This is a genomic window from Mesonia hippocampi, assembly GCF_014197445.1.
GTDB classification, from domain to species: domain Bacteria; phylum Bacteroidota; class Bacteroidia; order Flavobacteriales; family Flavobacteriaceae; genus Mesonia; species Mesonia hippocampi.
Map to the genome: position 1 here is coordinate 213,803 of NZ_JACIFO010000004.1, position 22,492 is coordinate 236,294.

A 22,492-nucleotide genomic window follows, 5' to 3' on the forward strand; every position below is an offset into this window, starting at 1 on the left:
TGTGAATTTTATAGATTAAAACAGACGAAAAACATATTAAAAATCAGTTTCTTAAATAAAATTTACGTTTTTCGGAAAGCAAATATACTTCTATTTTTCTTCTAAAAGAACAAATAGCTAGTTTACAATTTTTTATCACATTGATATTATTCTATTATAGATAACGTATCTTTGCAAAAATTTTTCGCAATGACCAAAAAGCTCACGCCTTATAAAGATTCTAAGCTCACCAAAAAAAAACAGGTTGAACAAATGTTTGATACCATCTCGGAAGATTACGATGGCTTAAACCGCGTTATTTCTTTTGGTATAGATACTTCTTGGCGAAAAAAAGTAATTAAACTTGTAAGTTCTACAACACCAAAAACCGCTTTAGATATTGCTACAGGCACTGGAGATCTAGCTATCAGCATGGCAGAAGCGGGTATCCCTAGCGTTACGGGGTTAGATTTATCGGAAGGAATGCTTAGTATTGGACGAAAAAAAATAGCGCAAAAAAACCTAACCGATAAAATAGAAATGGTTCAAGGTGATTCTGAAGCACTTCCCTTTAGTGACAATAGTTTTGATGCGATAACAGTAGCTTTTGGAATAAGAAATTTTGAAACCTTAGAAAACGGTTTAGCAGAAATTTTACGGGTATTAAAACCTGGGGGGATTTTTGTGATTTTAGAAACCTCGGTTCCCACAAAAACACCTTACAAACAAGGCTACAAGCTCTACACAAAATATATTTTACCTTCTATTGGGCGCATCTTCTCTAAAGACAAAGTAGCCTACCAATACTTAAGCGATAGTGCGGCTATTTTTCCTTACGGGAAAAAACTCAACAATATTTTACAAAAAATTGGGTTTACAAATGTAGAACACAAACCACAAACTTTGGGCGTTGCTACCATTTATAGTGCTTCCAAAGCCTAAAAAATATATTTTTTATGTTTAAGAAAAAACATGTTTTTATTCTGTTATGCCTATTTTTAGGCTTACAACATATACAAGCTCAAGGCTTTTTTAGAAGAGGAAACAACATAAAAAATCTTGAAAATTTCGATAAAAACCGTTGGTCTTGGGGGTACTTTTTAGGTTTTAATGCCTACGATTTTAAATTTGATTATAAAGAACACCCTACGCAAGACATTATTATTGACAAAACAACAGGTTTTAATGTAGGGCTTATAGGTAATTTAAGGCTTAATGATTATATGGATTTACGCCTGGAGCCTGGGGTAATGTTTACCCAACGAAATTTTATGTATCCTGAAATCCCCGAAGACAACCTACGCGAGGTAAAATCTACCTATATACATATCCCGCTGCTTATGAAGTTTTCTACAAAGCGCCTTAATAATTTTAAGCCGTTTGTGGTAGGAGGCGTATCTACTTCTATAAACCTTTCGAGCAACGAAAATAATCCCGACGATAATAGTGTTGGTGAATTTAGAATGAACACCAATACCTATTATTATGAAATTGGTTTTGGTATAGACTTTTACCTTTACTTCTTTAAATTCACGCCATCTATTCGAGGAGTTTTTGCTATTAATGATGAACTTAAAAGAGACCTAGACCCTAACAGCCCTTATACAGGAAACATCAACAGCATGGAGAGTAGAGCAATTTTTATAAACTTTACTTTTCAGTAAAATTAAGCACGCTTAAATTCGCTTAACAAAATTGCAGCAGCAGTGGCTACATTAAGACTCTCGGTAGCACCATTAGCACCAAATTGCGGAATACTTAACCTATGAGTAACCATACGCGCAACATCATCTCTAATCCCGTTAGCTTCGTTCCCCATAATTAAAATACCCTCACTAGGCAGGTTTTGCTGATAAACATTTTCTCCTTCCATAAAAGTACCAAAAACAGGAAGTGCCGTTTGCTCTATGGCTTCTGGTAAACTTCTGTAGTGTATATTTACCCGTGTTAACGAACCCATACTCGCCTGCACCACTTTAGGGTTATAACAATCTACCGTATCGGGCGAGCAAAGCAAATGCTCTATACCAAACCAATCACAAAGCCTTATAATGGTTCCTAAATTACCTGGGTCTCGAACCCCATCTAAAGCCACAACCACTCCTGATAGGTTTACTTTTTTTACTGGTGGAATTTTCACTAACGCCAAGGCCGTTTGTGGCGTAGTAAGCTTAGATATTTTTTTTAACTCCTTTTCAGTTACCAAATGTAAATTTGTAGGCTTTAGCAAAGAAAAAACATCTGTTTTACTAAAAATATCGGTAACTTCGTACGAAGAAGCTAAGATTTCTTTAATAACTTTTATCCCTTCCGCAATAAACAATCCGTGTTTTTGACGGTACTTTTTTTGCGACAAGCTGTTTATTAACTTAATTTGAGTTTTACTAATCATAAAATGATGTATTTTTGAACTCTAAAATGTGACTATTTGAAGATTTCTATCGCAAAAATATCATTAATTATTTTACTTATCAGCATAAGTGCATGTAATAGTGTAAAAAGAGTACCTAATCAAGAACATCTGCTTACCGATAATTATATTTATGTTAATGATAAACTTATAAAAAATCAAAAGGCATACGCAGAAATATACCAACAGCCAAATGTAGAACTCCCCTTTGTAGGTATCCCGTTGCGCTTACATATTTATAACCTAGCCAAAGTAAAACCCGATTCTGCTTTTTATAAATGGATACATAAAAAACCCAAACGCAAAGAGCGTTTAGTAAATTTTCTTTCTGAAAAGCAAGCAGGTAATCTTGCCGAAGGCTATATCAATTTTAATAATTTCCTAAAAAACACAGGGCAAGCACCCACTATTGTAAACGAAGAACTTACAGAAAAATCTGAAGAGCGCCTTAAAGCATGGTTTTGGAATCATGGCTGGTTTAACGTAGAAGCAAAACACGAAATAACCAGAAAAAACAATAAACGTGCTCATGTTACCTACCGAATAACCCCTAACAAACCTTATATTTTAGATAGCCTATCTACCAGTATTAGCGCAAAAGATGCCGACTCGTTATACCTTAACATTAAAAATGAAAGCCCCATAAAATCTGGCGAAAAATTTAACACCACAAATTTCAAAGACGAGCGCGAGCGCATAACCACCTATTTTAGAAATAATGGCTTGTACCATTTTGACCAAGAATACATTACCTTTTATGCCGATACTATTGCAACAGACCATAAGGTAAATATAGATATGGTGATAACCAACCGAGAAGAAAAAAAAGAAGATTCTGCTTACAAAGTACCTTTTAAAATACATAAAATTAGCGAAGTAAATGTTTTTACTGACTATAAAGGAAGTGCAGACCATACTGCCACAGATTCTACACACTATGGAGGCTATAATTTTTTTAGTTTTGAGAAACTTGCATACAATCCTAAAGCCTTAAGCGACCTTATTTTTATAAAAAAAGGAAATACTTTTAGCGATAAAGACAGAGCATTAACCTACAGCCGTATAAATGGGTTACGTGTTTTTAACTACCCAAATATCCAATACATACAAGATCCTAGAGACAGTACAAACACACAACTAATCACCAATATTTTTCTAACCCCAAAACCCAAATTTGGTATAGATTTTAATTTTGACCTCTCCCGAAGTAACATTCAAAATTTCGGAATTGGTTTTGGAGGTTCACTCTTAATACGAAACATTTTTGGCGGAGCTGAAGTTTTTGAAATCGCAGCACGAGGAAGTGTAGGTTCATCTAAAGAAGCTGCCGATAGTCAAGATAAATTCTTTAATATTTCCGAAGTGGGTGTCGATGCCAGCTTAAGCTTTCCGAAAATAGCCTTCCCACTAAATACAGACAACATTATTCCTAAATACATGTATCCTTTTACCACATTAAAAACAGGAATAAGCACACAAAAAAACATAGGGCTAGACAAACATAACATCACTGGAGAATTCACCTATAAATGGAACCCCGACAAAGAGCGTACTTACCGATTAAAACTTATAGATGCCCAGTATGTTAGAAATCTAAACACCAGCAATTACTTTAATGTTTATACAAACTCCTATAATCGTTTAAACGAAATTGCAGGCAACAACATCACTCAAATTGACCAAAATTACTTCAACTCCAAAGGAAATTTAAGCATTCCTGACGGGACTACCGCTTTTCTTAACGATTATAAACAAAATCAATACACATTAGAAAATACCGAAATAGAAGAAATTCGAGATATTATAGAACGTCAAGACCGGCTTACAGAAAACAACTTTATCCTTGCCACGAGTTTTAATTACCTAAAAAATACGCAAGAAAACATCTACGATAAAGAATTCACTCAGTTTCGTTTTAAAATAGAAGGCGCTGGAAACCTCCTAAACCTTGCCAGTCCGCTTTTAAATTTATCTAAAGAAAATGATTCTTACAGCATTTTTAATGTACAATACTCACAATACATAAAAGGAGAGTTTGATTTGATAAAACACTGGGATTTTGGAAATAAAAACATTCTTGCCACAAGAATTTTTACAGGAATCGCCATCCCTTTAGGAAATGCCAACAGCATTCCTTTTGCCCGAAGTTTTTTTGCAGGAGGAGCCAATGACAATCGCGGATGGAAACCTTATAACATAGGTCCAGGAAGCAGCGGCGGACGTAACGAATTTAATGAAGCTAACCTTAAAATAAGCCTTAATGCCGAATACAGGTTTAACCTTTTTGGCTCCTTAGACAGTGCTATTTTTATAGACGCAGGTAACATTTGGAATGTTTTAGACAATGTAGAACACAAACCCTCTCGTTTTGAATCGGTTAAAGATTTAACCGAAATTGCTGTAAGTTCTGGTTTTGGCCTACGCTACGATTTTAGCTTTTTTGTAATACGATTAGACCTTGGCTTTAAGACCTACGACCCCGCATATGACGACCAAAAATGGTTTACCAAATACAATTTTCAGAACTCTGTAATTAATTTCGGGATTAATTATCCTTTTTAATCACATCTATTTTCACATATATTTTCTTAATTTTGTAAACTTAAAAATCAATAAAACACCTCTTATACTATGAGTCATAACATAAAACCAGGAGTTGCCACCGGAAAAGAAGTCCAAGCGATTTTTGCACATGCAAAAAAACACAAGTACGCATTACCTGCGGTTAATGTAGTTGGCTCTAACTCTATCAATGCCGTTTTAGAAACAGCTGCAACTGTAAATGCACCAGTAATCATTCAATTTTCAAACGGCGGAGCTATTTTCAATGCAGGAAAAGGACTTAGTAACGAAAACCAAAAAGCAGCAATTCTAGGAGCAGTTACAGGAGCTAAACACGTACACGATTTAGCCGAAGCATACGGCGTTACTGTAATTTTACACACAGACCATTGCGCAAAAAAATTACTCCCTTGGATAGATGGCCTTTTAGACGAAGGAGAGAAATTCTATAAACAACACGGGAAACCCCTATTCAGTTCTCACATGATTGATTTAAGTGAAGAACCTATTGAAGAAAACATCGAAATCTGTAAAGAGTACCTTGGCAGAATGGAGAAAATGGGAATGACCTTAGAAATAGAATTAGGAATTACCGGAGGAGAAGAAGACGGCGTAGACAATACCGATGTTGATGTATCTAAACTCTATACACAACCAGAAGAAGTAGCTTATGCGTATGAAGAATTAAGCAAAATTAGCGAGAAATTTACCATCGCAGCCGCTTTTGGAAATGTACACGGTGTATACAAACCTGGAAACGTAAAACTTACACCTAAAATTCTTAAAAACTCACAAGAATTTATTTCTAAAAAATACAACGTAGAACACAACCACATAGATTTTGTATTTCATGGTGGTAGCGGCTCTTCTGTCGAAGAAATAAGAGAAGCTATAGATTATGGCGTTATTAAAATGAACATAGATACCGACCAACAATATGCTTTTAATGAAGGTGTAAGAGATTACATAACCAAATATAAAGACTACCTTTCTAGCCAAATAGGAAACCCTGAAGGAGATGAACTTCCTAATAAAAAATATTACGATCCTAGAAAATGGCTTCGCGAAGGTGAACTAACTTTTATCAATCGATTAAAAAAGGCTTTTGAAGACCTTAACAATATAAACACATTGTAAGGTAAAAACCCTATTATTAACCTAAAGCAAAAAATATGGCTTGGTTTAAAAGAACTAAAAAAGGAATACAAACCGCAACCCAAGATAAAAAGGACGTCCCTAAAGGATTGTGGTATAAATCGCCTACCGGTAAAATTGTAGACTCAGAAGAGTTAGAAAGAAACTTTTACGTAAGTCCAGAAGACGGCTACCACGTTCGTATTGGAAGTAAAGAGTATTTTGAAATTTTATTCGACGACAATAAGTTTAAGGAGCTAGATAAAGATCTTATTGCTAAAGACCCTCTAAAATTTGAGGATAAAAAGAAATACCCTCAACGTATAAAAGACGCTCAAGAAGCAACAGGACTAAAAGATGCTATCCGTACAGCAGTAGGAAAATCTAAAGGAAAAGACATCGTTATTGCCTGTATGGACTTTAACTTTGTTGGAGGCTCTATGGGCTCTGTAGTTGGAGAAAAAATTGCACGCGCTATAGATTATGCCATCAAGAAAAAACTTCCTGTACTTATTATCTCTAAATCTGGAGGCGCCCGTATGCAAGAAGCTGTTTTATCGCTTATGCAATTGGCAAAAACATCGGTAAAAATCGCACAACTTGGCGAAGCAAAACTACCTTATATCTCGCTTTGTACAGACCCAACTACAGGAGGTACAACAGCATCCTACGCTATGCTAGGCGATATTAACATTGCCGAGCCTGGAGCCTTAATAGGTTTTGCAGGACCTCGTGTTGTTAAAGATACTACGGGTAAAGATTTACCAGAAGGCTTCCAAACTTCTGAATTTTTACTAGAACACGGGTTTTTAGATTTTATCACCCCTCGTAAAGAACTTAAAGATAAAGTTAACCTTTACATAGATTTAATTCAAAATCAACCTGTAAGGATATAAAAACAATCTTGTTATTTTTAAAAGCTGTATCATAATGTTCTGATACAGCTTTTTTATTCCATAAAATTTATTCTTCACAACCTCTATTCTCAAAAATAGCCTTAGCCTCAAAAGCTTAACAACTCCAAACAAAAAATATTTACGCACAAATTCTATAAAAAATAAAAATAATCGTACATTTGCCCCTTTCGATAGAAAACCTATCGGTACATAATAATCATTGAAATAATATTGGAATGTATTTAACAAAAGAAGAAAAAGAACAATTGTTCGAGAAACACGGTAAAGGTAAAAATGATACAGGTTCTGCCGAAGGTCAAATAGCCTTATTTACCAAAAGAATTGCGCACATCTCTGCACACTTAAAAACCAACAAAAAAGATTTCAACTCAGAAAGATCTCTTGTTATGCTTGTAGGTAAACGCAGAAGTCTGTTAGATTATCTTATGAAAAAAGATATTATGAGATATCGTGCAATAGTAAAAGAATTAGGATTAAGAAAATAATCACACTTCAAGGGGCTTTACGCCCCTTTTTTTTATACATTTATAGATTAACAAAAGTTCCTCACTAAGTTTTTCATTGGTCAGCAACACCCACAACAACACAACACAGACCGTTATAAAAAACGGAAGACCATTGTTTAATTAGAATTTAAAAAACATGATTCCAAAAACATTTCAGGAAGTTATCGATTTAGGAGATGGCAGAAGCATCACCTTAGAGACAGGCAAACTAGCCAAACAAGCACACGGATCTGTAGTTGTAAGTATGGGAAAAGCAAAATTACTTTGCACCCTAGTATCTAACTACGAAGCAAGCCCTGTAGATTTTTTACCACTTACTGTAGATTATCGCGAAAAATTTGCAGCAGCAGGACGTTTCCCAGGAGGTTTTTTTAAACGTGAGGCACGCCCAAGCAACGAAGAAATCTTAGTAATGCGCCTTGTAGATCGCGTATTAAGACCTTTATTCCCTAAAGATTACCATGCCGAAACTCAAGTAATGATACAGCTAATGTCGCATGACGAAGAGGTTATGCCCGATGCCTTAGCTGGTCTAGCTGCCTCTGCAGCCATCCAATTATCAGACGTTCCTTTTGAAAGTCCAATATCTGAAGTTCGAGTAGCACGTATTGATGGGGAATTTATCATTAACCCAAGCCGCACTCAATTAGCAAACGCCGACATAGACTTGATGGTTGGAGCCTCTGAAGACAGCGTTGCCATGGTAGAAGGAGAAATGAAAGAATGCTCTGAAGAAGAAATGACTGAAGCTATCAAAATAGCCCATGAAGCCATTAAAATTCAGTGTCAAGCACAAAGAAAACTTGCCGAAGCTGTAGGTAAAAAAGAAACCAGAAGCTACGAACCAGAACAAGAAGACACCGCTCTAGAAGATAAAATTATGCAGCTTGCTTACCAAAAATGCTACGACATAGCAAAACAAGGCACAAGCAAAACAGAACGCGGAGAAGCTTTTTCTAAAATTAAAGAAGAAATTACCTCAACCTATACCGAGGAAGAACTTACCGAAATTGGAGGTTTAATAAATAAATACCTTAATGCAGCACAGAAAAAAGCAGTACGCGATGTAGTACTAAAAGAAGGTATACGTTTAGACGGAAGAAAAACCACCGAAATCCGTCCAATTTGGTGTGAAGTAGATTATCTACCATCTGCACACGGTTCTGGAGTTTTCACCAGAGGTGAAACCCAAGCCCTTGCTACCGTAACTTTAGGAACTTCTAGAGAAGTAAATGTAGTAGATTCACCTACTTTCCAAGGAGAAGAAAACTTCTATTTACATTACAACTTCCCTCCTTTCTCTACAGGAGAAGCACGCCCTTTAAGAGGTACTTCTAGAAGAGAAGTAGGACACGGAAACTTAGCACAACGTGCTTTACAAACCATGATTCCAGAAGAATGTCCTTATACCGTACGTGTTGTATCTGAAATTTTAGAATCTAATGGTTCTTCATCCATGGCAACTGTATGCGCAGGAACTTTAGCATTAATGGATGCCGGAGTACAGCTTAAAAAACCAGTATCAGGAATTGCTATGGGATTAATTTCCGACGGAAATGATTTCGCGGTACTTTCTGATATTTTAGGAGACGAAGACCACTTAGGAGATATGGACTTTAAAGTAACAGGAACAGCAGACGGAATTACGGCCTGCCAAATGGATATAAAAATTAAAGGACTTTCTTACGAAATTCTTATCCAAGCCCTAAAACAAGCTCGCGACGGCAGGTTACACATCTTAGAGCAACTTACCAATACCATAGCTACTCCAAATGAAAACGTAAAAGCACATGCTCCAAAAATTATTACCCGCGTTATTCCTGGAGAATTTATTGGCGCTATGATTGGCCCTGGAGGAAAACATATCCAAGAACTACAAAAAGAAACCAGCACCGAAATTGTTATCAATGAAGTAGACGAAAAAGGTGTGGTTGAAATTCTTGGAACAGACCAAGAAGGTATCGACGCTGTACTTAAACGCATCGACGCTTTAACTTTTAAACCTGAAAAAGGTAGTGTTTATGAAGTTAAAGTAATTAAAGTTTTAGATTTTGGTGCAGTAGTTGAATACTTAGATGCTCCTGGAAATGAAGTCTTACTACACATCTCTGAACTTGCTTGGGAACGCACAAATAATGTAACCGACGTTGTAAACCTTGGTGACGTACTTGATGTAAAGTATTTTGGTGTAGACCCTAAAACAAGAAAAGAAAAGGTATCGAGAAAAGCATTATTACCTAGAACTAAAAGAGAAGAAAAACCTAGAAAAGAAGATTAATTTTTTCTCTATTAAATATCCAAAAGTGCCTAGTTAACCTTAGGCACTTTTTTATTTCTATAAGCTGTCTGACATTATTGCATAATCCCGAAACAATGACAGTTTATTTTACCTCATTAAAAAAAACAAAATTACAAAACAATCATTAATTTAGTTTTTAAATAACTATTATTTTAATAAAATTTATAATAAATTACCATATTCAAAAAAACAACTTAATAATTATTTTTAAACTAAACCTTGCATAATCCTTGCAAGACATATCAAATACATTGACAAAATACTTATAAATCTATAAAATTAAAAAAATGAAAGTATTAGTTATAGGAGCCGGAAATATGGGTCTTACTTATGCAGAAGGAATGATGGATTCTCCATTATTAGGAAAACAAAAGTTAAGAATTTACGACACCGACCCTAAAAAAACAACTTCATTAAAAAAAACAAACCAATTTAATGTTTATGAAAAACTAACAGATTGCCTTCCAGACAGCGACATTGTTTTTATTGCAGTAAAACCTTACCATGCCGAGGCACTTTTTAAAGAAATGAGACCACTACTTAATAAACAACAAATTTTTGTCTCGCTAATGGCTGGGGTCACCATCCAATACATCCAAAAAGAGCTTCAACAAAACAAAGTTATTAGAACCATGCCTAACCTACCTGCACAAGTGGGTAAAGGAGTTACTTCTTACACAGAAGCAGCAGAAGTATCCCGCGTAGAACTGCTAAGTGTTAGAAATTTACTTGATACCACTGGAGAATCTGTTCATGTAAATTCAGAAAAATTTATAGACGCCTCTACAGGTATTTCAGGTAGCGGCCCTGCATACGTTTTCTATTTTATGAATTCAATGCTAGAAGCTGCAAAAAAAATGGGGTTCTCCGATTACGACTCTAAAGTACTCGTTAGCAACACATTTGAAGGCGCGGTGGAACTTTTTAACCAATCTGACCTATCACCACAATCCTGGATGAACAGAGTTGCCTCTAAAGGTGGAACTACTCGTGCCGCATTAGACTCGATGGAAGATAATAATGTAAAACAATTAATAGAAGATGCCGCTTATGCTGCTTTTCACAGAGCTGTAGAACTAGGAGAACAAAATAAATAAAATCTATATTTTTAATAAAATTTCACTAAGCAGTTTTGGCCATAACAACCAAAGCTGCTTATTTATTATAAATACTTCTTTATTTTTACGGCTTTTATTATATTAGTGGTATGCCAATGACCGAAAAAGAAATATTAGAAGAAAACAAAGAAATAGCTCAACAATACAAAGAGCTACTTCGTATAAGCTACAGAAGCCTAAGTGAAGAAGATAAATCGCTTATAAGAAAAGCTTTTGAAATAGCCGTAGAAGCCCATAAGGATCAACGCAGAAAATCTGGGGAAGCCTATATTTTTCACCCCATTGCCGTGGCTAAAATTGTAGCTTCAGAAATAGGCTTAGATGCCACTTCTATTGCTGCAGCACTACTACATGATGTAGTGGAAGACACAAGCTACTCTGTACAAGACATCAAAGACTTGGTTGGAGAAGATATTGCTAGAATTGTAGAAGGACTCACAAAAATAAGTCACATCCCAAAAGAAGCAGACGTATCGCTCCAAGCTGAAAATTTCAGAAAAATGCTACTTACCCTAAACGAAGACGTTAGGGTGATTATCATAAAAATAGCCGATAGACTTCATAATATGCAAACTATGGATGCTATGCGAGCTGATAAACAACTGAAAATTGCCTCGGAAACCCTTTACATATACGCGCCATTAGCCCACCGGATTGGGCTATATCAAATAAAAACAGAACTCGAAGACCTCAGCCTAAAATATACAGAGCCTGAAGTTTATCATGAAATCTTAACCAAAAGAAAAGAGAGTAAAGAAGAGTTAGATGCCTATATTAAAGATTTTAGCAATGTAATTTCTACTTCTCTAGATCAAGAACAACTTGATTATGAAATTAAAGGCAGGCCAAAATCTATTTATTCTATTCGAAAAAAAATGCTAAAACAAAACGTAAGCTACGAAGAAGTTTACGATAAGTTTGCAATAAGAATTATTTACAAAAGCAATATCGAAACAGAAAAATTTATTGCTTGGAAAATCTATTCGATTGTTACCGACCACTTTAGACCAAACCCAACTCGATTAAGAGACTGGCTTTCTGCACCAAAATCTACAGGTTATGAGGCTTTACACACCACCGTAATGGGCCCTAAAGGAAGATGGGTAGAAGTGCAAATACGCAGTGAACGAATGAATGAAATTGCAGAAAAAGGCTATGCGGCACACTATAAATACAAACACGGTAAAGAAAAACAAGACGATAATTTTGACCAATGGATAAATAAACTCCAAGAAACCCTGGAAAGCAATGATGCCAGTGCTATAGACTTTGTACAACACTTCAAACTTAATCTATATGCCAAAGAAATATTTGTTTTTACCCCAAAAGGAGATTTAAAATCACTCCCAAAAGGAGCCACCCCTTTAGATTTTTCCTTTAGCATCCATACCGAAGTTGGCTTAAAAACCCGAGGAGCAAAAGTTAACGGAAAACTAGTTCCTCTAAGCCATCAACTAAAAAGCGGAGACACCGTAGAAATTATTACTTCCGAAGGTATAAAACCCACCCACCAATGGTTAAACTACGTACATACAGGAAGAGCACGATCTAAAATAAAAACAGCACTAAAAGAAGAAAAACGACTTATTGCAGATGACGGAAAAGCAATATTAATGCGTAAACTCCGTACACAAAAAATTCAGTTTAACGAAAAAACCGTAAACGAGTTAGTACAATTCTTCAAAGTAAAAACTAGTTTAGACTTATTTTACCAAGTAGGTGTTGGAAAAATAGACAATGTATCCCTAAAAAAATATGCCGCTTCACGCAGCAACGCTTTAGTTTCTTTCTTTAAAAATAAAATTAGAAAACCTTCGCAGCAAGAACAACCTATAACCATCGAAGAAGACAGTTATAACTATGATTTACTAGTATTTGGAAAAGATGAGGAAAAACTACCTTACACACTGGCAAATTGCTGCAACCCCATTCCTGGCGATGATGTATTTGGTTTTATAACCGTAAGCGAAGGAATTAAAGTGCACAAAAAAAACTGTCCCAACGCACTCCAGTTACAAAGCAATTACGCCTACAGGATAATTCCAGCTATTTGGATAGACTCTTCTCAACAAGAATTTAAAGCCATTATAAAACTATCAGGCTTAGATAACATTGGGTTGGTTAATGAAATTACCAAAATTATTTCAAACAACCTCCATGTAAATATTACCAGTATTGCTTTTAACAGCGAAGGCTCTGTTTTTGAAGGTAAAGTAACCGTTACCGTAAAAAACAATACTATTTTGAAAAAATTAATCGATAGGCTTAAAAAAATTAACGGAATAGATAAAATTACCCGTGAATAAAGCGTAAATTTGCAACTATTACTATGGAAGGCACAAAAAAACATTCAGACGATCAAGCTGTTGTAAAAAACGTATTTACAAAGTTTTTAGAAGAAAAAGGACATCGTAAAACTCCGGAGCGTTTCGCAATACTCCAAGAGATTTACGACAACAACGATCATTTTGATATAGAATCACTTTATATCATCATGAAAAATAAAAACTACCGTGTAAGTAGAGCTACGCTATACAACACAATAGAACTTTTACTAGATTGTGGTTTGGTAAGAAAACACCAATTTGGAAAAAACCAGGCTCAGTACGAAAAATCTTACTTTGACCGTCAGCACGATCATGTAATACTAACCGATACTGGAGAAGTTATTGAATTTTGCGACCCACGCATTCAATCCATCAAAAAAACAATAGAAGAAGTTTTTGATGTAGAAATCTCCAATCATTCACTATACCTTTACGGAACACGAAAAAAATCTAATTAAAAAATATCTTTATGGCTGTAGATTTGCTATTAGGCTTGCAGTGGGGAGACGAAGGAAAAGGAAAAATCGTAGATGTTCTCACCTCAAATTATAATATCATTGCTCGTTTTCAAGGGGGTCCAAATGCAGGACACACTTTAGAATTTGACGGGATAAAACATGTGTTAAGAACAATCCCTTCTGGAATTTTTCACAAAGATGTAATCAACCTTATCGGAAACGGAGTTGTAATTGACCCCGTAGTTTTAGTAAAAGAACTCGAGGGGCTCGATAAATTTAATATCGATTACAAAAAAAGCCTGCTTATCTCCAGAAAAGCTCATATTATTTTACCAACCCATAGGTTGCTAGATGCCGCTTCCGAAGCGTCTAAAGGAAAGGCCAAAATAGGCTCTACTTTAAAAGGAATTGGCCCAACATACATGGACAAAACAGGAAGAAACGGACTTAGAATTGGCGATTTAGAACTCACCAATTGGAAAGAAAAATACCGTAATCTTGCCAATAAACACGAGTCTATGATTGCACATTACGACGTAGACATCCAGTATGATTTAAACGATCTGGAAGCCGAGTTTTTTGATGCTGTAAAAAAACTAAAAGAATTACAGTTTATAGACTCTGAAGAATACCTAAGCCAAGCGCAAAAAAGCGAAAAAACCATTTTAGCAGAAGGTGCTCAAGGCTCTTTACTTGATATAGATTTTGGCACCTATCCATTTGTTACCTCTAGCAACACCACGGCTGCAGGAGCTTGTACAGGGTTAGGAATTGCTCCAAATAAAATAAAAGAAGTTTTTGGTATTTTTAAGGCTTATACAACCCGAGTAGGAAGCGGCCCTTTCCCAACAGAGCTTTTTGATAAAACAGGAGAAACCATGGCTAAAAACGGACACGAATTTGGTGCCGTTACAGGAAGGCCAAGACGTTGTGGCTGGTTAGATTTAGTAGCCTTAAAATATGCCGCAGAAGTAAATGGCGTTACCCAATTAATGATGATGAAAGGCGATGTTTTAAGCGGATTTGATAGCTTAAAGGTTTGCACAGCCTATACATACAAAGGAGAAGAAATTAAACATTTACCCTATACAATAGAAGACGATAGCTTATCGCCTATTTATACAGAGCTAAAAGGTTGGAAAGAAGATTTAACAAAAATGACTTCGGAAGATGAGTTTCCCGAAAACTTTAAAAACTACATCAAGTTTATTGAAGACCACCTAGAAATACCTATAAAAATTGTTTCGGTAGGTCCAGATAGAAAACAAACTATCCAACGCTAAAACACTAAAATAAAAAAGCCTTCACTTCTAGAAGGCTTTTTTATTTTCCTTAGTAAATGCATTCAATTATTATCTGTATTTTTGAAAAAAAAATACACTTGAAGAAATTTCATTTTATATATTTTATCCTTATCCTGAGTTTCCCTTATGCATTGCATGCTCAGAAAAAAATAGATTACGAAAACAATCGTTTCCTTACCGATGAAGAAAAATACCCTGGAGCTTTAATATTTGTAAAAGCAGAAGGGAAACAACCTTACTTTACACATGAAGGCATAGACTTTTGGTGTGATCAAGCCATTTTATATCCTGAAGAAGATTTCCTTAGGGCTTATGGCAATGTACAAATAAAACAAGGTGACTCTATACAACTACAGGGAACTTATGCCGAGTATAACGGGAAAACGCAATTTGCTTTTATCAGTAACCGGGTAAAACTAGAAACAAAACAAAATACCCTTACCACAGATAGTTTATTTTTTGACAGAAAAAAACAGCAAGCTTTTTACCGTAGCGGAGGAACTGTAAAAGATACCGCCAGTACAATTAACAGTAAAATAGGTCGGTATTATATGCAAGATGGAAAATATTCTTTTCTCAACAATGTAGTTGTTACACACCCTAAATACATTATTAACTCTCAGCATATAGATTTTTATGAAGAATCGGGTCATGCCTATTTATACGGTCCTTCTACCATTACAGGAAAAGACAGTAAAGTTTATTGCGAACGCGGTTTTTATGATACCCGTGGTGATGTTGGGCACTTTGTAAAAAACGCAAGTGTAGATTATAAAACAAGAAACCTTAAGGGCGATAGCATTTATTTTAACAGAGAAAAAGGTTTTGCCTCGGCAACCAATCATATAAAAGTAATAGATACAGCAAACCAATCGCTTATTAGCGGACATTATGCCGAAGTTTATCGCGAAAAAGACTCTGTATTTATTACCAAAAGAGCTTTAGCCTCTATGAAGCAGGAGCGCGATTCTATCCACATCCATAGTGATACGTTAATGATTACAGGAAAAACAGACAAACGCATTATTAGGGGATACTACAATACACGCTTATTTAAAAGCGATATGAGCGGTAAATGTGACTCGGTACATATTTCGGAAGTTACAGGAGTAACTACAATGATGGGAAAACCCATAGTTTGGGCACAAAACAATCAGCTTACAGGAGATACTATCAAGCTTATTAACAATCCAAAAACCAATAAACTAGATTCGCTTTTAGTATACTACAATGCATTTATGATTCAAAAAGATACCGTTGGAGATTATAACCAGGTAAAAGGAAAAGAAATGTTTGGTTTATTTAATAATGAAAATGAGCTAACAGAGGTTAACTTTATAAAAAATACAGAAACTATTTACTACTCTCGAGATAACGATTTAGCCTTAATAGGAATTAACAAAGCTATTTCTTCCAGTATAAATATCGAATTTAAAGACAAAGAAATCACCTATATTACCTACCACACCAATCCGAAAAACACCTTATACCCTGAAAAAGAATTGCCCGAAAATGCAAGAAAATTAAAAGGATTTAACTGGCGAGGAAACGAAATGCTACGAAGAAAAGAAGACCTCTTTATAGGTAAAGATTCTTTAGAATTACCTAAAATAAAAGGTATAGACGCCCCTAAAACACAAGAAAGTTTCTTTGAGCAAGACAGCACCAAAATGCAACTTCATAAAAACTCTCGTTTAACGCCAAACTTACTCAAACACCCAGAGAAAGATAGCATTAACACCTCTACACCTCCCAACCATAACATTATAGAAAACAACTAATGAATAAAGATTTTCTAAACTACCAAGCACAAACTTCCCTTCAACCGCTTGGTATGGAAGTAGCTAAAGCAAAAGGAAGTTACCTATACAATAAAGAAGGAAAAGCATACCTAGACTTTGTAGCTGGAGTATCTGCGTGTGGCTTGGGGCACTGCCATCCTACTATTGTAAAAGCTATAAAAAATCAGTTAGATTTATATATGCACGTCATGGTTTATGGCGAATACGCCTTGGCTCCTGCCATTGAGTTTTCTAAACTTATTGCTGAAAACACGGCAATTCCAACAGCAAAAACCTATATGGTAAATAGCGGTACCGAAGCCATAGAAGGTGCATTAAAATTAGCTAGACGATATACAGGTAGAAGTGAAATTATAGCGGCAAAAAATGCCTATCACGGAAACACTATGGGCTCGCTTAGTTTAATGAGTTATGAAGAAAGAAAAACGCCTTTTTTACCACTTATTCCAGAAATAAAACACATTTTATTTAACAATACTGATAACCTAACATCTATTACAGAAAATACAGCTGCCGTTATTTTAGAAACCATACAAGGCGGTGCAGGTTTTATTCTTCCTCAAAACAATTATTTACAAAAAGTAAAAGCCCGATGTGAAGAAGTTGGCGCTTTATTAATTTTAGATGAAATACAACCCGGTTTTGGAAGAACAGGAAAACTATTTTCTTATTTAGACTTCAACGTTATTCCTGATATTTTAGTAATAGGAAAAGGAATGGCCAGTGGGTTACCTGCAGGAGCCTTTATTGCTCCCGCAAAAATTATGGATAGCCTTAGCAATAACCCAAAAATGGGACACATTACTACCTTTGGCGGAAACCCTGTTATCGCTGCTGCTGCTAAAGCTACGCTAGAAGAGCTTTTAAACACCAACCTAATGGCAGAAAGCCTTCAAAAAGAAACCTTGTTTAGAAACTTATTAAAACATCCATACATTACCGAAATAAGAGGAAAGGGATTAATGCTAGCCGTTCTTGTACAATCGGCAGAAATTGCCAATAAACTCGTGCTAAAAGCACAAGAAAAAGGTTTAATTTTATTTTGGCTTTTATTTGAACCTAAAGCAGTACGCATTACTCCACCGCTTACCATTACTGAGCAAGAAATAGAAGAAGGTTGTAATGTTATTTTAACCTGCTTAAATGAAATTCAAAACGAAAGTGTTAATTAATATGTTAACAAGTCCAAAAGGATTTCAAACAAAACTATGTTTATTACCTTTAACTTTAATAACGTATAAAAAGAATACCTATTCTCTATGCAAATAAGTGATAACGATGGTCAATATGATTTTTCTTTAGATCGATTTGAATCGATGCTAAAAACAAATGATATTCTATTTTTTGATGCTGATGAGTTTGAAAACATCACCTACTATTACCTCGAAAATGGTAAAATGTCTAAAGCCAAAAAAGCAATTAAGCTTGGCTTAGAACAGCATCCGCAATCTATCAACCTTAGGTTATTTCATGTAGAAGTACTTATTTTTGAAAACAAACTTAACGATGCTAATGAACTCCTTGAAAGTCTACAAGAGATAGAACCTTCTAATGAAGAAATCTACATCCAAAAAGCGTGTATTCTCTCTAAAAAAAACAAACATACCGAGGCTATCAACACGCTTCTTTTTGCTTTAAACCATACCGCTGATGAAGCCGATGTACATTCTCTTATCGCTATGGAATACATGTTCTTAGAAGATTACGAGCAGGCCAAAATACATTTTATTAAATGTCTAGAATCTGATGCTGATGACTATAGCTCTTTATACAATGTTATTTATTGTTTCGATTTTTTAGAACAACCCCACCAAGCCATACTGTTTTTAAATAAATTTCTTGACAAAAGCCCTTATTCTGAAGTTGCTTGGCACCAACTAGGAAAACAATACATGAGCCTAAAACAGTTAGAAAAAGCACTCACTGCTTTTGATTATGCTATTATATCGGACGATCATTTTTTAGGTGCCTATATGGAAAAAGGAAAGGTTTTAGAAAAGCTAAAACACTACCAAGAAGCTATTGATAATTACCTTATCACCTTAGAATTAGAAGACCCTACAGCTTTTGCCTATTTACACATAGGAAAATGTTACGATAAACTACAACAGCCCGAATTTGCTTTACAATACTTTTTAAAGGCAGCAAACGAGGATCCTCTTTTAGATAAAGTCTGGAACACTTTAACCGATTTTTATTATAAACGTAAAGATTTCCGTAAAGCTTTATACTATATCAATAAAGCCATTAGCATAGATGAGGCCAATGTACATTATTGGAAACGCTTTGCACACATAAATAAAAAACTTCATTTTTATGAAGAAGCCGTAAAAGGTTTTAAGAAAAGCTTAGACTTAGGTAATTATGAACTCGAAACATGGGTTACTCGTTGCGACCTACTTTTAGAGCTCGGCGAATATGAATTAGCAAAGGAAACATTACTCCAAGCAAAAGAGTTTCACCCAGAAGCTGCCGAAGTATTTTATCGGCTTTCAGGAGTTTCTTTTCTTATAAATTCCCCTTCTGAAGCATATTCTTACTTAAAAAAAGCAACCCATATAGATGCTGAATATGCGTTTATTATGGAAGAGTTATTTCCTGAGGTTTTTAAAAGACAGAGTGTTCAAAAATTCCTTAATTCACTTTAAGCTATTTTTCAATAATTTGTATTGAATTACTATATAAAAAAAGTGGTTTCTTAACGAAACCACTTTTTTATTACTTATAACCCTAATATAATAAACCTTATTCTATTACTATAAACTCTGAACGTCTATTAAGTTGATGTTCTTCTTTAGAGCAAGGTACTCCATTTGCACAGTTGTTTACTAAGCGTGTTTCGCCGTATCCTTTTGCTGTCAAACGCTCCTTGTCTATACCTCTTTTTACCATATAGTTTAATGTAGATTGTGCTCTGCGTTCAGATAACGCCATATTATAAGCATCTCTACCTCTACTATCGGTATGTGAGCGGATATCTATTTTTAAGAAAGGATACTCTTGTAATACCGCTACTACTTTTTCTAATTCTATTGCTGCATCTGGACGGATGTTAGATTTATCAAAATCAAAATAGATAATTGGAATGTTAAGCACCTTTGCAAGATCTTGTCCTGGTTCTAATGGTACTTTATTTCTTCTTAATTCAAAATTGACTTCGTGTTTCTCTTCTTTTGTTTCTAGCATTTGCTCATCTGCGTCGTAAGTTTCTTCGGTGGCTCGTACCAAATAGTGTTTAAATCGTTCTGCTTCCATACAGTAATTTCCTAAACTATCTGTTTTTACCGTATTTTGCACCTCATTATCTCTATTTAATAAGCTTACACTCGCATTATGGATAGGTTCTTTTGTTTGGATATCGATAACTTGACCACAAATAGTCGTGCTTAATACATCTTTAATTTGTTTTGTTTCTACAAAGGTGTAAATATCATCATAACCTTTTGCTTCATCTGTTTTTCTGTTGGAACTGAAAAAGCCTTTATTGGTATTCTCTCGTACAGTATAAGCAAAATCGTCAAACTTAGAGTTTACTGGAGTTCCAACGTTTAAAAGGTGACCGTAAGTATTATCATCATTAATTTTAACGTAAAAAATATCTAAACCTCCGAGTCCTAAATGCCCGTCTGATGAGAAATATAATTCATTTGCTTGCGATACAAAAGGGAAGGTCTCTCGTGCTGGAGTATTTATTTTATCGCCCAAATTTTTTACTTCGCCTAGGTTTCCTTCTTTATCGATAGCTACCACATAAATATCGGTTTCTCCTTCTCCTCCTGGACGATTAGACACAAAATAAAGCTGATCTTCATTAGGACTTAGCGCAGGATGTGCGTTAGAATAACTGTTACTATTTATCGATAATCCTTCTACATTTTCCCATTTTCCTTTTTCAGAAAGCCTAGCCCTATATATTTTTAATACATGTGGTGCCTGTGTAGCATTTTTTTCTGGTAATAAAATATTTTGTGTAAAATACATGGTTTTACCATCTTTGGTAAAACATGCTGAAGACACATGCAACTTAGAGTTTAAATCTCCTTTAACTTTATATCCGTTTCCTAGATTATCAAAAGAAGTAGAGTCTGCCTCTTCTATATTTACTCCCTTTAAACGCATATAGCCCAAACCACTCCAGCTATCTGTTTTCAACCTAGATTTTTTTATCGAATCTCCCGTAGAAGCATATACCAAATTGCCTTGGTGGATTCCTCCTCCATAATCTATCCCTGTGGTATTTATCGATAAGTTTTTTATTTTATAGCGGTCTGAGTTTTCTTCTATAAGTTGGTTATAATCTATTGAGGTTGAAAAATCTTCTTCCGAAATGTTTACAATTTTAGCATAACGGTCAAACCATTTTTCTGCCTCTTTATTCTCCCCAATTGCTCTTAATGATTGTGCATACCTTAAGTAATAGATAGGCTCTAACTCATCATTTAATTCCATTAAGGATTCGTATTTCTCCTTCGCTTCCTTATACTTTGCATTGAAATAATAGGTGTTTCCTAGTTTTTGAAGAATTTCCTCTGATACATATCCAGAAGCTACTACTTTTTCATAAATTTTAGACGCATCTACAAAATCGTATTGGTTATACCTATTCTCCGCTTTACGTAGCTTACGGTCTTGCCCCAAAACAGTATTACTGCTAAATACGATTAGGAATATTAAGGTTAAACTATATTGTAATTGTTTTTTCATTTGTCTACTTTTATTGGTTAACACTTAAAAGAACCTTGGGTTTACTACCCCTCTAACACGAGTACCTAACTCAAAACGCAAAAATATCTCGTGAGAACCATCGTTATAATTACTTAGTTCTGAGGTTTCATAATCGTAAGCATAACCTATCATGATATTTTCGTTTACCTGAAATCCTGCCATTCCACTCACCGCAGCATCCAATCTATAAGCGGCTCCTAGGGTAAGCTTTTCATGAAACAAGAAGTTTGCAGAAAGATCTAAAGCTAACGGAGAACCATATACTGCTTTGGTTAATACTGCTGGTTTAAATTTCAGATTCGGATTTAAATTAAATACATATCCTGCAATTAAATAAGCATGCATCTCTTCTGAGGCTTCCGATATTTTAAGGTCCGAATCTATATCATAATGTTTTGAAGTTAAAAAGTTAGGAATAGATAAACCTACATACCAATTATCGGTATGGAGGTAGGTTCCTGCTCCTATTACCGGCGATGATAAAGTATGGTTAAACGATAACGGGTCGTTTACATTAAACTCATTAAGCTCGTTCATATTTACATCCAGAAAATTCCCTCCTGCTTTCACTCCAAAAGATAGTTTGGTTGCTGCTCCTAACATAATGGTATAAGAAAAGTCGGCTACTGCTGTAGTTTCTGAGGTTGGGCCAATCCTATCGTTAGTAAAACTTAGCCCTAAACCAACTTTCTCGTTAACAGGCGTATGCCCAGAAAAGTTTAATACCTCTGGAGCTCCGTCTAATCCTACCCACTGCGAACGGTATAAAGCCAATATGCTTAATACTTCTCTGCTTCCTGCATAAGCCGGGTTTACAGTAGCTGTGTTATACATATACTGTGTGTATTGAGAATCTTGTTGCGCTTGCATGCCTTGTATGGATAGCAAAAGTAAGGCAACTACAATAACTGATTTAATAATATATTTCATAATGAATTAGGTATAATCTGG

Annotated in this window: 17 protein-coding genes; 14 read left to right on the top strand and 3 right to left on the bottom strand. The window is 35.2% G+C overall.

The genetic code is table 11. From position 1 onward, the window contains the following. Window positions 1–189: 189 nt before the first annotated feature. Window positions 190–921 (top strand): bifunctional demethylmenaquinone methyltransferase/2-methoxy-6-polyprenyl-1,4-benzoquinol methylase UbiE, encoded by a 732-nt coding sequence (ubiE, locus tag GGR32_RS06535; protein ID WP_183477383.1) that lies wholly within the window; start codon window positions 190–192, stop codon window positions 919–921. Between the two features lie 14 nt (window positions 922–935). After that, window positions 936–1,643 (top strand): type IX secretion/gliding motility protein PorT/SprT, encoded by a 708-nt coding sequence (porT, locus tag GGR32_RS06540; RefSeq protein WP_183477384.1) that lies wholly within the window; start codon window positions 936–938, stop codon window positions 1,641–1,643. Window positions 1,644–1,645: 2 nt separating this feature from the next. Here porT and GGR32_RS06545 read toward each other — a convergent pair whose 3' ends face one another. Further along, window positions 1,646–2,371 carry a TrmH family RNA methyltransferase gene (locus GGR32_RS06545; protein WP_183477385.1) on the bottom strand — a complete coding sequence of 242 codons (726 nt, stop codon included), beginning with the start codon at window positions 2,369–2,371 and terminating at the stop codon, window positions 1,646–1,648. A 36-nt stretch (window positions 2,372–2,407) separates the two neighbouring features. Here GGR32_RS06545 and tamL point away from each other — a divergent pair, with 36 nt between their 5' ends. From tamL to GGR32_RS06605, 12 genes are all read left to right on the top strand, one after another. Next, window positions 2,408–4,951, top strand: coding sequence for a translocation and assembly module lipoprotein TamL (gene tamL / locus GGR32_RS06550; protein WP_183477386.1), 2,544 nt, complete (start codon window positions 2,408–2,410; stop codon window positions 4,949–4,951). 69 nt (window positions 4,952–5,020) lie between these two features. Further along, the gene (gene fbaA, locus GGR32_RS06555) at window positions 5,021–6,088 is read left to right on the top strand and encodes a class II fructose-bisphosphate aldolase (protein WP_183477387.1); all 1,068 of its coding nucleotides are present in this window, start codon (window positions 5,021–5,023) and stop codon (window positions 6,086–6,088) included. Window positions 6,089–6,123: 35 nt separating this feature from the next. Then, complete coding sequence (gene accD / locus GGR32_RS06560; protein WP_183477388.1) at window positions 6,124–6,981, top strand: acetyl-CoA carboxylase, carboxyltransferase subunit beta; 858 nt, start codon at window positions 6,124–6,126, stop codon at window positions 6,979–6,981. A gap of 236 nt (window positions 6,982–7,217) precedes the next feature. Next, window positions 7,218–7,487, top strand: coding sequence for a 30S ribosomal protein S15 (rpsO, locus tag GGR32_RS06565; RefSeq protein ID WP_183477389.1), 270 nt, complete (start codon window positions 7,218–7,220; stop codon window positions 7,485–7,487). 157 nt (window positions 7,488–7,644) lie between these two features. Next, entirely contained in the window at window positions 7,645–9,786 is a 2,142-nt protein-coding gene (locus GGR32_RS06570) for a polyribonucleotide nucleotidyltransferase (protein ID WP_183477390.1), read from the top strand. 308 nt (window positions 9,787–10,094) lie between these two features. After that, window positions 10,095–10,904 (top strand): pyrroline-5-carboxylate reductase, encoded by an 810-nt coding sequence (gene proC, locus GGR32_RS06575; protein WP_183477391.1) that lies wholly within the window; start codon window positions 10,095–10,097, stop codon window positions 10,902–10,904. Between the two features lie 116 nt (window positions 10,905–11,020). Further along, the gene (locus GGR32_RS06580) at window positions 11,021–13,231 is read left to right on the top strand and encodes a RelA/SpoT family protein (protein WP_183477392.1); all 2,211 of its coding nucleotides are present in this window, start codon (window positions 11,021–11,023) and stop codon (window positions 13,229–13,231) included. A 23-nt stretch (window positions 13,232–13,254) separates the two neighbouring features. Then, window positions 13,255–13,710: a Fur family transcriptional regulator gene (locus GGR32_RS06585; RefSeq protein ID WP_183477393.1), complete on the top strand. Its 456-nt coding sequence runs from the start codon at window positions 13,255–13,257 to the stop codon at window positions 13,708–13,710. An 11-nt stretch (window positions 13,711–13,721) separates the two neighbouring features. Further along, window positions 13,722–14,993, top strand: a complete 1,272-nt coding sequence (locus GGR32_RS06590) for an adenylosuccinate synthase (RefSeq protein WP_183477394.1) — start codon at window positions 13,722–13,724, stop codon at window positions 14,991–14,993. 98 nt (window positions 14,994–15,091) lie between these two features. Beyond that, on the top strand, window positions 15,092–16,795 hold the full coding sequence (locus GGR32_RS06595) for an OstA-like protein (RefSeq protein ID WP_246415181.1): 1,704 nt from the start codon (window positions 15,092–15,094) through the stop codon (window positions 16,793–16,795). Then, entirely contained in the window at window positions 16,795–17,988 is a 1,194-nt protein-coding gene (locus GGR32_RS06600) for an aspartate aminotransferase family protein (RefSeq protein WP_183477396.1), read from the top strand. The genes GGR32_RS06595 and GGR32_RS06600 overlap by 1 nt, the downstream gene beginning before the upstream one ends. Before the next feature lie 87 nt (window positions 17,989–18,075). Then, window positions 18,076–19,464 (top strand): tetratricopeptide repeat protein, encoded by a 1,389-nt coding sequence (locus GGR32_RS06605; RefSeq protein WP_183477397.1) that lies wholly within the window; start codon window positions 18,076–18,078, stop codon window positions 19,462–19,464. 97 nt (window positions 19,465–19,561) lie between these two features. Here the strand turns inward: GGR32_RS06605 and GGR32_RS06610 are convergent, their stop codons facing one another. Further along, complete coding sequence (locus GGR32_RS06610; protein WP_183477398.1) at window positions 19,562–21,520, bottom strand: OmpA family protein; 1,959 nt, start codon at window positions 21,518–21,520, stop codon at window positions 19,562–19,564. Window positions 21,521–21,544: 24 nt separating this feature from the next. Further along, window positions 21,545–22,471 carry a PorP/SprF family type IX secretion system membrane protein gene (locus GGR32_RS06615; protein WP_183477399.1) on the bottom strand — a complete coding sequence of 309 codons (927 nt, stop codon included), beginning with the start codon at window positions 22,469–22,471 and terminating at the stop codon, window positions 21,545–21,547. Window positions 22,472–22,492 lie beyond the last annotated feature (21 nt).